Origin of the sequence: Pandoraea cepalis, assembly GCF_902459625.1 — a bacterium.
Classification (GTDB): Bacteria; Pseudomonadota; Gammaproteobacteria; order Burkholderiales; family Burkholderiaceae; genus Pandoraea; species Pandoraea cepalis.
On sequence record NZ_CABPRY010000001.1, the window covers coordinates 346,978 to 360,449 of the forward strand.

A 13,472-nucleotide genomic window follows, 5' to 3' on the forward strand; every position below is an offset into this window, starting at 1 on the left:
CCTCTAATTTATGGGAGCGCGCGGACCTAGCCGCTATGATGAAAGGATCCCCATGGCGTGACCGTCACATACGGCAATTGGGCATACGGAGACACGGATGACGCAAGCCTGGCAGACCCACGACGTCACCAATCAGGTGCCGCCGCTTACCGACTACAACCTTTACGCCACCGACGCCGCGTTGCAAGCCGCAGTGGCGGCGTTCGGCGCGGGGTGGCATGCGACAACGCTGCATCGCCAGGGCGCTCGCCTGGGCGAAGCCGAGGTGCAGGCGTGGGCGGAGGCGGCCAATCGTCACGCGCCGGAACTGCAATCGTTCGATTCGCAAGGCAATCGCATCGATCGCGTCGAGTTTCATCCGTCGTGGCATGCGCTCATGGACTTGTTGCGGGGGGCCGAACTGCAGTCGTTGCCGTGGGCGCATCCGCGCGACGGTGCGATGACGGCGCGCACGGCGGCCTATTTCCTGCACGCGCAGAACGAGGCCGGTGCGTTGTGCCCCACGACGATGACGTTCGCGAGCATTCCGGTGCTCGCCAAGGAGCCCACGCGCTTTGCGTCGATCAAGGACAAGTTGCTCGCGCCACAGCACGACCCGCGCGACGTGCCGCTGGCGCAGAAGCACGCCATTCTCATCGGCATGGGGATGACGGAGAAACAAGGCGGCTCCGACGTGCGCACCAACACCACCACGGCCACCGATTGCGGGGACGGCACGTTCTCGCTCGTCGGGCACAAATGGTTCTTCTCCGCGCCGCAGTGCGACGCGCATCTGGTGCTCGCACGCGACGCCGACAGCGATGCGTTGTCCTGCTTCTTCGTGCCGCGCTACGCGCCGGACGGGCGCAAGAACGGTGTGCAAGTGCAACGTCTGAAGGACAAGCTCGGCAATCGCTCCAATGCGAGCAGTGAAGTCGAGTTGCAGGGCGCCTGCGGCACGCGAGTCGGCGCGCCTGGGCGAGGAATTCCCACCATCATCGAGATGGCGACGTACACGCGCCTCGACTGCGTGATCGGCAGCGCGGCAATGATGCGCGCGGGTGTCGTGCAGGCGATTCATCACGCGCGCCATCGCTCGGCGTTCGGGGCGAAGCTCGTCGATCAGGATCTGATGACGACGGTGCTCGCGGATCTGGCGCTGGAGTCGGAAGCGGCAACGTGGCTGGCCATGCGGCTGGCACAGGCGTTCGACGCGGGCGTGTCCGACAACGATTCGCCGCACGAGCGGGCGTGGCGTCGCATCGTGCTGCCTGCCGCGAAGTTCTGGGTATGCAAGCGCGCGCTCGAACTCGCGGGCGAGTGCATGGAGGTGTGGGGCGGAAACGGCTACGTCGAGACCGGCCCGCTGGCGCGGCTGTATCGCGAGGCGCCCGTCAATTCGATATGGGAAGGCTCGGGCAACGTGATGTGTCTCGATGTGTTGCGCGCCATGAGCCGCGAGCCTGACGTCGCACAGCACTGGTTCCGATGGGTCGGCGAGCGCACGGGATCGCATGCGCCGCTGCGCGCGGCGTTGGCGCAGTTGCACGGTTGGCTGGCGGCCGATCCGGCAACGCACGCGACTCGCGCGCGTGCGATTGCACAGCAGGTGGTACTGCTGGCACAGGCGGCGTTGTTGCTCGAACACGCGCCGGCCGAGTTGGCGCATGGCTTCATCGAGAGCCGATGCTCGAACGCGGGCGGGCGGGTGTACGGCGTGATGCCGGACACGCTCGCGGTGGCAGTGCAACGTGCCTGGCTCGACCGGGCTTTTCTCGCATAACGGATAACAATATATCGATGGCGTTGGGCGGCCCCTGCGGGGCCACCTGCGACCTCAGGGAGGAGAAGGCATGGGATACCAACATGAATTGAACGGGTTGCATGAGGCGACACCGTCGTCGGCACCGGATACCTCGACCGACGACGACATCGCCCGCGCGTCGCTATTGCCGCGCTTCGACGCGATGCGCCGCGCGCACGACGCCGCACCGCACGTCGAATGGCCGACGCGCAAGCGTCACCTGAAAGCGCTGCAAGCGATGCTTCACAAGCATCGCGAAGCGTTCGCGGGCGCCATCGACGCGGATTTCGGCGGCCGCTCGGCGCAGGAAACGGACATGCTCGAACTGTTCCCGTCGCACGGCAACCTGAAGCATGCGCTCGCGAACACGCGCCGCTGGATGCGTGGGTCGCGCGGCTGGGCAAACCTGTGGATGCTGCCTGCGCGACGCGCCGTCGTGCCGCAGCCGCTCGGCGTCGTCGGTGTGATCGTGCCGTGGAATTACCCGTTGTTTCTGGCCGTCGGTCCGCTCACCGACGCCTTGGCCGCCGGCAATCGGGTGATGATCAAGGTCTCCGAGGTCACGCCGCGCTTCGCGGATGCGTTTGCGGCCGCCGTGGCCGAGACGTTCCCGCCGGAGTGGGTCACGGTCGTGACGGGTGACGCACAGGTCGCGCGCGCGTTCTCGACGCTGGCGTTCGACCATTTGCTGTTCACTGGCGCGACGTCGATCGGCCATCATGTGATGCGAGCGGCCAGCGAACACCTCACGCCGGTGACGCTCGAACTCGGTGGCAAGTCGCCGGCCATCATCGGGCCGGGTGCGCGATGGGAGCACGCGGTGGAGCGCATCATGCTCGGCAAGCTGGTCAACGCGGGTCAGACCTGTGTGGCGCCCGACTATGTGCTCGTGCCGCGCGACAAGCTCGACGCCTTCGTTGCCACGGCGCGGCAGGTGGCGGCGCGCTTGTATCCCGACGCCGTGAACAATCCGCAATACACGAGCATCGTGTCGTCTCGGCACTTCGAGCGGTTGTCCGGGCTTGCCGCCGAGGCGGCGGCGCAGGGCGCCACGTCGCATGCGCTGTTCGATACCCCGGCGCAGGCGGCGCGCCGGCGTCTGCCGCCCGTGGTGCTTACCGGTGTTCATGACGGCATGCGCGTGATGCGCGAGGAGATCTTCGGGCCGCTGTTGCCGGTGGTGCCCTACGACGATCTGGACGCCGCCATCGCCTATGTCAATGAGCGTGCGCGTCCGCTCGCGCTGTATGTGTTCGATACCGACAACACGCGCATTGGCCGCGTCGTCGACGGCACGATTTCCGGCGGCGTGACGATCAACGACACGCTGCTGCACGTTGCGGAGCATGCGCTGCCGTTCGGCGGCGTGGGGCCGTCGGGCATGGGGGGGTACCACGGCGAGGCGGGCTTCCGGACGTTCTCCAAGGAGAAGCCGATCTTCCGGCAGGCGCGCTGGAACGGCGCCGGCCTGCTCAACCCACCGTATGGCAAGGTGTTCGCCACGATGATCCGGCAATTGATGCGCTGACCTCTGAGCTCTGACGTCGGGCATCCGACGTCGCGATAAAACAAAACCCCCGCCGGTTCAGTCCCGAGCGGGGGTTTTGTTGGGCGTTCGCCGGTCGAGACCGGCGGGCACCACGAGAGCGATGTCGGATCAGGCCACCGCGCGCAGGCCGGCGTCGGCCAGCAGGATGTCGGCGCGGTCGGTCGCTTCCCACGAGAATTCCGGCTCTTCACGGCCGAAGTGCCCGTAGGCGGCGGTCTTCTCGTAGATCGGGCGCAGCAGGTCGAGCATCTGGATGATGCCCTTCGGACGCAGGTCGAAGTGCTTCTCGACCAACTCGGCGATACGCTGATCGCTGATCTTGCCCGTGCCGAACGTGTTGACCATGACCGACGTCGGTCGCGCCACGCCGATGGCGTACGAAACCTGGATCACGCACTTCGAGGCAAGACCGGCGGCCACGATGTTCTTCGCGACATAACGGCCCGCGTAGGCGGCCGAGCGATCGACCTTCGACGGATCCTTGCCCGAGAACGCGCCACCGCCGTGCGGTGCGGCACCGCCGTATGTGTCGACGATGATCTTGCGGCCCGTGAGGCCGGCGTCGCCCTGCGGGCCACCGATCACGAAACGACCGGTCGGGTTCACCAGGAACTTGATGTCGCCCTTGATCAGGTCGGCCGGCAGCACCGGCTTGATGACTTCTTCGATGACGGCTTCGCGCAGGGCTTCCAGCGCAATGTCCGGATGGTGCTGCGTCGAGAGCACGACGGTATCGATGCTGTGCGGACGGCCGTTTTCGTACTTGATGGTGACTTGCGACTTGGCATCCGGGCGCAGCCAGGGCAGACGACCGTCACGGCGCACTTGCGACTGGCGCTCGACCAGGCGGTGCGACAGATAGATGGGCAGCGGCATGAGTTCCGGCGTTTCGTCGCAGGCGTAGCCGAACATCAGGCCCTGGTCGCCGGCGCCCTGATCGAGGTTGTCGTCATGCGCACGGTCCACGCCCTGGGCGATGTCCGGCGACTGGCGGTCGTAGGCGACCAGCACCGCGCAACCCTTGTAGTCGATACCGTAGTCGGTGTTGTCGTAGCCGATGCGGCGGATGGTCTCGCGCGCGACTTGCTGATAGTCGACCGTGGCGGTCGTGGTGATTTCACCCGCGAGCACGACGAGACCCGTGTTGCACAGCGTTTCTGCGGCAACGCGCGCGTACTTGTCTTGCTTCAGGATGGCGTCGAGCACGGCATCCGAAATCTGGTCGGCGACCTTGTCGGGGTGACCTTCGGAGACCGATTCGGAAGTAAAGAGATAATCGTTCGCCACTTCTGGCTCCTCTAAACGAATTTGGCGACTCACGTTGCCGTCATCGGAGGGGAAGCGGCGACGCTTTAGCGGAAAATTGGTCGAATGCGCTGCCTCGATAGGGTGGCACATTCGAATCGCCCCGCAAGTTGTCAGTTAACTCGGCGATGTCGCTTATTATACGCCCCTGAAGAAATCCTGCTTGCGACATGGCAACCACACCCAAGAAATCCCTCGGCTACTACCTGAGCGTTGGCCTGCTGCGCGGCCTCAACCTGCTGCCCTATGGCTGGGTCGCGCGCTTCGGCGCCGGTCTAGGGCACCTGTTGTACCTGATTCCCAGCTCGCGAAAGCGCGTTGTGCACACCAATTTGCGGCTGTGTTTCCCGCATTGGGACGAGGCGACGCGCGAGCGCGTGGCCAAGGCGTCGTTCGTGCATGCCATTCGCAGCTACGCGGAGCGCAGCGTGCAATGGTTCGCCGACGGCAAGAAGCTGGAGCGGCTCATCGAACTCGATTCGGCGGTCGACCTGCTCGACCCGAACATGCCACCCACGATCCTGCTCGGGTTCCACTTCGTGGGTATCGAGGCGGGCTCGATTTTCATCAATTACTCGCTGCACCGGCCGTGCGCGTCGCTCTACACGCCGATGTCGAACCCGGCGTTCGACGCGATGGCCCGCGAGCAGCGCGGTCGTTTCGACGCGGAAATGATCGCGCGCGGCGACAGTGCCCGCGATGTGCTGCGCATGTTCCGAAAGGGCAAGCCGGTCATGCTGGCGGCCGACATGGACTACGGCGCGCGGAACTCCACGTTTGTGCCGTTCTTCGGCGTGAACACTTGTACGCTGACGTCTGTGTCCCGTCTGGCCGAAGTCGGCCGGGCCCAGATTCTGCCGTTCATCGGCGAGGTGCTGCCCAACTACAAGGGCTACCGCCTCAAGGTCTTCCCCGTGTGGGAAAACTATCCCAGCGGCGACCCCGACGCCGATGCGCGCCGGATGAACGCGTTCCTCGAAGAACAAATCCTGAAGATGCCGGAGCAGTACTACTGGGTGCACAAGCGCTTCAAGACGCGCCCGCCCGGCGAGCCGAGCGTGTATTGACAGGCGCCGGATGCGCGTCGGCCTTCTCCACTACAATAGCGCCATGAAGCTCAAATTCACCAAGATGCAGGGTGCCGGCAACGACTTCGTCGTGATCGACGGCATCTCGCAATCCATCGATTTCACGCCCGAGCAGTGGCGCGCGCTCGCCGACCGCCATTTCGGCGTCGGCGCAGACCAGCTCCTGCTCGTCGAACGCTCGACGCAGCCTGGCGTTGACTTCCGCTATCGCATCTTCAACGCCGACGGCGGTGAGGTGGAGCATTGTGGCAACGGGGCGCGCTGCTTCGTCAAGTTCGTGCGCGACACGGGGTTGACCGACAAGCGCACGGTGCGCGTCGAGGTGCAGCAGGGCTTGATCACGCTCACGATGCGCGACGACGGCCAGGTCAGCGTGGACATGGGCGCGCCGATCCTCACGGCGTCGGATGTGCCGTTCGACGCCAGCGGGCTGGCCGGGCGGGGCGAGGGCGACGACACGCTTTGGCCGCTCGACGTGGCCGGCAAGACGACGTGGATTTCCGTGGTCTCGATGGGCAATCCGCATGCGGTGCAGGTGGTGGATAACGTCGATACCGCGCCGGTGGAAACGGACGGCCCGCTGATCGAGCGTCACGCGCGCTTCCCGCGCCGCGTGAATGCGGGCTTCCTGCAGGTGGTGGACAAGCATCGGGCGCGTCTGCGCGTGTACGAGCGCGGTGCGGGCGAGACGCTCGCCTGCGGCACCGGCGCGTGCGCGGCGGCAGTGGCAGGCATCCGCCGCGGGCTGCTGGCCGCGCCCGTGGCCATCGAAACCCACGGCGGCACGCTCACCATCGACTGGGACGGCGCAAGCGGTCCGGTCATCATGACGGGACCCGCCACCACGGTCTTCGAAGGGACGATCGAGATCTGACGCCAAACGTCGGTCCCGGTGTTCCGCGCGGGCAGGCCGCGGGAGCGGCACAGTAGGATTTTGGTTTCTGACGGACTCTGATTTAGCGACCCTGGCGGCCGTGCGCCACCGTTGTGCCTCGTGCGCGGCGGCGGCTGGCGGCAGTTGACGAACAGCAGACGGACACTCATGAACGACCGAGATATTGCGGAATACCTGATCGCGCATCCCGACTTCTTCGAACGCCATGCCGAATTGCTGGCCGGCGTGCGGCTCACCAGCCCGCACGGCCAGCGCGCCGTGTCGCTGCAAGAGCGCCAGATCGAGATGCAGCGCGAAAAGACCAAGCAGATCGAGCGACGCCTCGCCGAATTGATGCGCTACGGGCACGAGAACGACGACATCTCGGCCAAGCTGCATCGCTGGAACCTCGGCCTGCTCGGCGAGCGCGATCCGCACGCATTGCCCGACGCGATTGCCCGCGGCCTGCGCGACGTTTTCAACGTCCCCTTCGCGGCCGTTCGCGTGTGGAACGTGGCCGCGCCGTACCAACCGGCCGAGTTCGCCCGCAGCGTGAGCGAAGAGGTCAAGATCTTCGCCTCGAGCCTGGCGACTCCCTATTGCGGTGCCAACACCGGTTTCGAAGCCGTGACATGGCTCGGCGCACCGAGCGATCCGGCGTCGGTGGCGCTGCTCGCGCTGCGCGACCCGCAAGTGACGGATGGACCGGTCTTCGGCCTGCTCGTCATGGGCTCGGAAGACGCCCGCCGTTTCCATGAGGGCATGGCGACCGACTTCCTGACGCAGATCGGGGAACTGGCCGGCGCGGCGCTCAGCAAGCTGCGCGCGAACGACTGATGCGCGTCGCCGGCGCCCGGGCGGACTGATGCGCTGACGGCACCTTTCACCACGCCTTATGGCCACCTCGACCCGATCGCCGCGTCCTGCCAGCGTGGCCACGCCCAAGGCGCGCGCCGGGCGTGCCTCGCCGGATCGCGCGCGCAAGCCCGGGGCGCAAGCCGGGGCGTCGGACGACGAGACGCCGCTCGAACCGGGCATCCGCCACTACCTGACGTCGCTCGCCAGCGAGCGCAAGCTCGCCGAGCTCACCCTTGAGAACTACACGCGCGACCTGCGCCAGTTGCAGCGTCTGGCGCGCGGCCGCTCGCTCGAATCGCTGGAGCACGGCGACATTCGCCGCTTCGCCATGCAGTTGCACAGCGAGGGCCTCGTCGGCCGCTCCATCGCCCGCAAGCTCTCCGCCTGGCGAGGCTACTTCGCGTGGCTTGCCCAGCGCACCTCGCTAGCGGCCAATCCCGTCGACGGCGTGCGCGCGCCGAAACAGCCCAAGCCGTTGCCGAAAGCGCTGTCGCCAGATCAGGCATCGGCGCTCGTCGAGTTCGTCTCCGGCACGTCGGCCGAGGCCGTGCGCAATCGGGCGATGTTCGAGCTGCTGTACTCGTCGGGCCTGCGTCTGTCGGAACTCACGAGCCTCGATCATCGCTACGTCGAGGCCGAGGGCTACCGTTCCGTGAGTTGGCTTGATTTGCCCGAACGCGAGGTGGTCGTGACCGGTAAGGGGAACAAGCGACGCCGCGTGCCCGTGGGCGAGAAAGCGGCGCAGGCGCTGGCCGGTTGGCTGGACATGCGGGCAGGACTGGCAACGGCTGAGCCGCATGCGCTGTTCCTGTCGGCGCGCGGCAAGCGCATCGGCGCGCGCGCGGTGCAGCAGGGGCTGGCGCGCCACGCGCTGGCGGCCGGGCTGCCGACACACGTGCACCCGCACATGCTGCGTCACTCGTTCGCCACGCACGTCCTGCAATCGTCCGGCGATCTGCGCGCCGTGCAGGAGATGCTGGGGCACAGCAATATTTCAACGACACAGATCTACACGAAACTCGATTTCCAGCACCTTGCGAAGGTCTACGATCAGGCGCATCCGCGCTCGCGCAAGAAGCCCTGAGCGTTGCGGCGGACGGCGCGACTCGGTGTAGAATCGCGTCCTTCCTCAGCAAGTCCCGCACGTTCTCCGTCTGCTGGATGACTTGCCGTCACCCCGTCGTCAACCGTTGGTCCGTCCCGCATGAATACCTTGACCCTCAAGCCCGGCAAAGAAAAGTCCTTGCTGCGCCGTCACCCCTGGATTTACGCCACCGCCGTGGCGCGCGTGGACGGCAAACCGGCTTCCGGCGCGACGGTCGTGGTGCGCGCCGCCGACGGGCGATTTCTCGCTCGCGCCGCCTTCAGCCCGGTCTCGGCCATCCGCGCCCGCGTTTGGACGTTCGATGAAAACGAGCCGGTCGATCATGCGTTCTTCAAGCGTCGTGTGAGCGCCGCCCTCGCTTATCGCGAGCAGATGGTCCACGACACCGGGGCGACCCGCCTGATCTTCGGCGAGGCCGACGGCCTGCCGGGCCTGATCGTCGACCGCTACCAGTCCGCGCCCGGTGCGCCCGTGACGGACCAGATCGTCTGCCAATTCATGGCGGCCGGCGTGGAAGCGTGGAAGGACGCGATCGTGAACGCCCTCGTCGGCGCGACCGGCTGCCCCAATGTCTACGAACGGTCCGACGCCGCCGTGCGCGAGCGCGAAGGCCTGCCGAGCCTTACTGGCGTGCTGGCGGGGGCTGAGCCGCCCCAGGCGCCCGACTTGCTCACGACGTACGAGTGTGGCGTGAAGTATTACGTCGACGTGCGCAACGGGCACAAGACCGGCTTCTATGTCGATCAGCGCGACAATCGTCTGCTGGTGAAGCAGCAGGCCAAGGGCCGCGACGTGCTCAACTGCTTCTGCTATACCGGTGGCTTTTCGCTGGCGGCGCTGGCGGGCGGGGCGCAGAGTGTGTTGTCCATCGACTCGTCGGGCGACGCGTTGGCAATCGGCGCGCGCAATGTCGAACTCAACGGTTTCGACGCCGCGCGTGCCGAATGGCGCGACGCCGATGTCTTCAAGACCCTGCGCGCGTTGCGCGACGAGGGACGCCTGTTCGACATGATCGTGCTCGATCCGCCCAAGTTCGCGCCGTCGGCCCATCACGTGGAGCGTGCCGCACGGGCGTACAAGGACATCAATCTGGCCGGTTTCAAGCTGCTGCGCCCGGGCGGCCAACTGCTGACGTACTCGTGCTCAGGCGCGATCGACGCCGATCTGTTCCAGAAGATCGTGGCGGGCGCGGCCGTGGATGCCGGAGTGGACGCCCGCATTCTGCGCCGCCTGTCGGCGGGCATGGATCACCCCATGCTCACGCAATTCCCCGAAGGCGAATATCTCAAGGGGCTTTGGTTGCAGCGTATGTAAGCGCTCGCTTCTGTGGACGTCAGCCCAGTGTCAGTGCGACCACGCCCAACGCGATCAACACGGCACCGCCCACGCGGCGGTGCATCTCCCCCTCGCCCAGCAAACGCACGCCCAACAGCGCGGCAATCATCATCGACATCTCCCGCGCCGGGGCAACGTGCGACACCGGCGCGTACTTGAGTGCCGTCAGGATCAGGAAGTAGGACATCGGCGAGATCAGCGAGATCAGCACGATCTTGCGCCAGTTTGCCTGCCACACCATGACCATGCGCGCGGGACGCGAGCACGCCATCGGTGCCGAGAGCACGACGCGCAGCACATTCTCCAGGTAGTAGTAGACGAGCGGTGCAAGCAGCAGGGTGCGGATGGCGTAGGCGTCGGCCAGCGTATAAGCCGCGATGAATCCGCCGGTCAGCACGCCCCAGCCCGCGCCCGCGTGCATGGTGTCGCGCCGGAACAGGCGCTCGCCCCCGGCGATGATCAGCACGCCGGCGACCACCAGCCCGATCCCGAAAAGGGCCAGCCAGCCCGGGCGTTCCCCCAGCAGCACGATGGCGCCCAGCGACGACAGCAACGGCCCGGTGCCCCGTGCGAGCGGATAGACGACCGACAGGTCGCCCACCCGGTAGCCGCGCTGCAGGACCAGCGTGTAGCCGTAGTGCAGCATGGCGCTCGTGGCGATCACGCCCCAACCCAGCGCATTCGGCCAACTGGCGTCTGAACCGATCAGGAAAAACAGCGCCAGCGGCGTGTACAGCACGACGGTCAGCAGCGCATAGAGGAAGACGAGCTGCGGGCCGCCACCTTCGCGCGTGTCGATGCGTTTGGCGAGGAAATTCCAGGTGGCATGCAGGAATGCGGCGGTAACGACGAGGGCGAGAGCGGTGAGCGACATGGTGAGTGGTGTTTTTTGCGTCAATTGTATGACGCATTGCCCGTTCACCTCCGGACAGACTCGGTCGGCGGCCTTCGGGGCTCGGAAAATGCCTACTTTTGCAACTCCGTTGCAGTACTGGCGGTGCTGTGCTTAAATCGATTCATGAGCCTTATTCAACTACAACCTTATCTGGAAGCCGCCCGTACGAGCTTGCAAGAGCAGTCGGGCCGCGTGACCTCCGGACGCGTGCGCGTGCTGGCGATGCTGCTCAAGGCGGGCCGTCCGCTCACGCATCAGGAGGTGCTGGCCGATCTGGCCACCGACGCCGATCCGCTCGACCGCGTAACGGCCTACCGCGTGCTCGATTGGCTGGTCGCGCAGGGCTGGGCCATCAAGCAGGCCGGCGATGACCGAATCTTCCGCTTCGTCATGGCCGAGCATGTCGACCCGCAGCGTGCGGCATCGCCGCGTCCGCATACGCAACACGGACATTTTCGTTGCGTACGCTGCCACCGGACCTTCTGTCTTGACGATTGGCCCCAGCATCCCCAATTGAGTGAGCGCGAACTCAAGCGCCTGCCCAAGGGTTTCGTGGGCGAACAGGTCGAGCTGATGATTCACGGCACTTGCGCACAGTGCGCGGGCGCCCCGAACTGACGCGTCCCCAGCCGCTTTTCGTTACCTCGGGTACAGTGGGCGACATTCAGACGGCGTCAGGTACGCCGCATTACAACAGGACATAGCATTCATGACCCCCGTCACCATCCTGACCGGCTTTCTCGGCAGCGGGAAAACCACGCTGCTCAAGCGCATCCTGACCGAGGCGCATGGCATGAAGATCGCCGTCATCGAAAATGAATTCGGTGAAGAGAACATCGATAACGACATCCTCGTGCACGACAACGCCGAGCAGATCGTGCAGATGAGCAACGGCTGCATCTGCTGTACGATCCGTGGCGACCTGGTGAAGGCGCTGTCCGACCTGAACAGCCAGCGCGACGCGGGCGCGATTCAGTTCGACCGCGTGGTCATCGAGACGACCGGCCTGGCCAACCCCGGCCCGGTGGCGCAAACCTTCTTCATCGACGACGAAGTGGCCGACACCTACCGGCTCGACGCCATCATCACGCTGGTCGACGCGAAGCACGCCCAGCAGCAGCTCGATCAGCACGAAGTGGTGCAGCGCCAGGTGGGGTTTGCCGATCGCCTGTTCATCACCAAAGCCGATCTGGTCACGCCCGAGGCGCTGGACGACCTGAAGCATCGCCTCGCGCACATGAATCCGCGCGCGCCGCAGCAGGAAGTCGACTTCGGCCAGGCCGAGCTCAAGCAGATCTTCGACCTTCACGGCTTCAACCTGAACGACAAGCTCGACATCGATCCGGAATTCCTCGGCGCCGACGACCACGCGCACGATCAAGGCCATGATCACGATCACTCGCACTGCGATCACGATCATGACCAGTGCGCGCACGAGGGGCACGATCACGGTCACGCCCACGTCCACCACGACGACGCCATCAAATCGTTTGTCTTTCGCAGCGAGAAAGCCTTCGATCCGGCGAAGCTGGAGGATTTCCTCGGGAGCATCCTACAGGTGTACGGCGAACGCTTATTGCGTTATAAAGGTGTATTAAACATGCGTGGCATCGACCGCCGGGTCGTGTTCCAGGGCGTTCACCAGATGATGGGCAGCGACGTGGGCGCGAAATGGCAACCCGATGAGACGCCGAACACCAAGATGGTGTTTATTGGTGCCGAGCTGCCGAAAGACATCATCCTGCAAGGGCTGGAGCGCTGTCTGGTCTGAGCGGGACCGGCGAACCGTGCAACGGGAAACCCCTTAATCAGGGCTGTTGAACGATTCGGTTACAATACGTGCCCACTGGGGCTGCCGCCAGCGAACCAACGCGGCACTTCGGAGGGCAGGCAGGGGAGCACCGCCATGGCTACCGCCTCTCGCAAGACTGCCAACGCAGGCCCCACGCGCCGGTCAGAGCCGGCGTCGGAAGCGGGCGCCAAGCGGGCTCCAGCAGGTAATTCGAAGACGGGCGAAAAGGCCGCCGCCAAGCACGGGGCGCCCAAATCGTCCGGTAGGAACGTAACCCAAGAAGCCGCCCGCGGCATCGCCGGTAAGCAAGACGTCCCACTCGCTGCAGGGGCGTCACCGGACTATCCGAAAGAGACGCCACAAAAACCCATGAGCAAGAAAAGACTTTTGACCGAGGCCGAAATTCTGAAGATGGGCGAGAAGGACTACATGAATGAAGATCAACTCGCCTTCTTCAAGGATCGTCTGGAAAACCTGCAGGCTGACATTTTGCGTAACGCCGGTCAAACCACCGAGAACCTGCGCGAAACCATTCTCGTCCCGGATCCGGCCGACCGCGCCACGATTGAAGAGGAGCACGCGCTTGAGCTGCGTACCCGCGATCGTGAACGCAAGCTGCTGAAGAAGGTGCAACAGTCGCTCGCTCGCATCGAATCGGGCGAATATGGCTGGTGCGAAGAAACCGGGGAGCCGATCGGCGTTCCGCGTCTGCTCGCCCGCCCGACCGCCACCCTGTCGCTCGAAGCGCAAGAGCGTCGCGAATTGCGTCAGAAGCTGTTCGGCGACTGATCGCATCGCACCACCGGCCCGACGCCGCGCGGTGGCGGCAGGTCAGGTCCGTCGGCTCCCGGTTTGCCAAAGGCACGTCGTCTCGACGTGCTTTTTTGT

At 65.4% G+C, this 13,472-nt stretch carries 12 protein-coding genes; 10 read left to right on the forward strand and 2 right to left on the reverse strand.

Going from position 1 to position 13,472, the window contains the following annotated elements; genetic code table 11:
- Nucleotides 1-97: 97 nt before the first annotated feature.
- Nucleotides 98-1,762: an isovaleryl-CoA dehydrogenase gene (locus PCE31107_RS01485; RefSeq protein ID WP_150606054.1), complete on the forward strand. Its 1,665-nt coding sequence runs from the start codon at nt 98-100 to the stop codon at nt 1,760-1,762.
- A 70-nt stretch (nt 1,763-1,832) separates the two neighbouring features.
- Nucleotides 1,833-3,311 (forward strand): coniferyl aldehyde dehydrogenase, encoded by a 1,479-nt coding sequence (locus PCE31107_RS01490; protein WP_150606056.1) that lies wholly within the window; start codon nt 1,833-1,835, stop codon nt 3,309-3,311.
- Between the two features lie 129 nt (nt 3,312-3,440).
- Here the strand turns inward: PCE31107_RS01490 and metK are convergent, their stop codons facing one another.
- Nucleotides 3,441-4,619 (reverse strand): methionine adenosyltransferase, encoded by a 1,179-nt coding sequence (gene metK, locus PCE31107_RS01495; RefSeq protein ID WP_017235129.1) that lies wholly within the window; start codon nt 4,617-4,619, stop codon nt 3,441-3,443.
- Between the two features lie 188 nt (nt 4,620-4,807).
- On the opposite strand from metK, the gene PCE31107_RS01500 reads away from it, so the two are divergent.
- From PCE31107_RS01500 to PCE31107_RS01520, 5 genes are all read left to right on the forward strand, one after another.
- Nucleotides 4,808-5,704 (forward strand): lipid A biosynthesis lauroyl acyltransferase, encoded by an 897-nt coding sequence (locus PCE31107_RS01500; RefSeq protein WP_130024547.1) that lies wholly within the window; start codon nt 4,808-4,810, stop codon nt 5,702-5,704.
- A gap of 43 nt (nt 5,705-5,747) precedes the next feature.
- Nucleotides 5,748-6,599, forward strand: coding sequence for a diaminopimelate epimerase (dapF, locus tag PCE31107_RS01505; RefSeq protein ID WP_150606058.1), 852 nt, complete (start codon nt 5,748-5,750; stop codon nt 6,597-6,599).
- 168 nt (nt 6,600-6,767) lie between these two features.
- The gene (locus PCE31107_RS01510) at nt 6,768-7,436 is read left to right on the forward strand and encodes a DUF484 family protein (RefSeq protein WP_130024549.1); all 669 of its coding nucleotides are present in this window, start codon (nt 6,768-6,770) and stop codon (nt 7,434-7,436) included.
- Between the two features lie 58 nt (nt 7,437-7,494).
- Nucleotides 7,495-8,541 carry a tyrosine recombinase XerC gene (xerC, locus tag PCE31107_RS01515; protein ID WP_150606060.1) on the forward strand — a complete coding sequence of 349 codons (1,047 nt, stop codon included), beginning with the start codon at nt 7,495-7,497 and terminating at the stop codon, nt 8,539-8,541.
- 120 nt (nt 8,542-8,661) lie between these two features.
- The gene (locus PCE31107_RS01520; protein WP_150606062.1) at nt 8,662-9,876 is read left to right on the forward strand and encodes a class I SAM-dependent rRNA methyltransferase; all 1,215 of its coding nucleotides are present in this window, start codon (nt 8,662-8,664) and stop codon (nt 9,874-9,876) included.
- Between the two features lie 19 nt (nt 9,877-9,895).
- On the opposite strand, the gene PCE31107_RS01525 is transcribed toward PCE31107_RS01520, so the two are convergent.
- Complete coding sequence (locus PCE31107_RS01525; RefSeq protein ID WP_150606063.1) at nt 9,896-10,771, reverse strand: DMT family transporter; 876 nt, start codon at nt 10,769-10,771, stop codon at nt 9,896-9,898.
- 144 nt (nt 10,772-10,915) lie between these two features.
- On the opposite strand from PCE31107_RS01525, the gene PCE31107_RS01530 reads away from it, so the two are divergent.
- The 3 genes from PCE31107_RS01530 to dksA all read left to right on the forward strand — a co-directional run bounded on the left by PCE31107_RS01530 (nt 10,916) and on the right by dksA (nt 13,373).
- Nucleotides 10,916-11,410, forward strand: a complete 495-nt coding sequence (locus PCE31107_RS01530) for a Fur family transcriptional regulator (RefSeq protein ID WP_017235122.1) — start codon at nt 10,916-10,918, stop codon at nt 11,408-11,410.
- 91 nt (nt 11,411-11,501) lie between these two features.
- Nucleotides 11,502-12,563 (forward strand): CobW family GTP-binding protein, encoded by a 1,062-nt coding sequence (locus tag PCE31107_RS01535; protein WP_150606065.1) that lies wholly within the window; start codon nt 11,502-11,504, stop codon nt 12,561-12,563.
- A gap of 390 nt (nt 12,564-12,953) precedes the next feature.
- Complete coding sequence (gene dksA, locus PCE31107_RS01540; protein WP_130027651.1) at nt 12,954-13,373, forward strand: RNA polymerase-binding protein DksA; 420 nt, start codon at nt 12,954-12,956, stop codon at nt 13,371-13,373.
- The last annotated feature ends 99 nt before the right edge of the window (nt 13,374-13,472 follow it).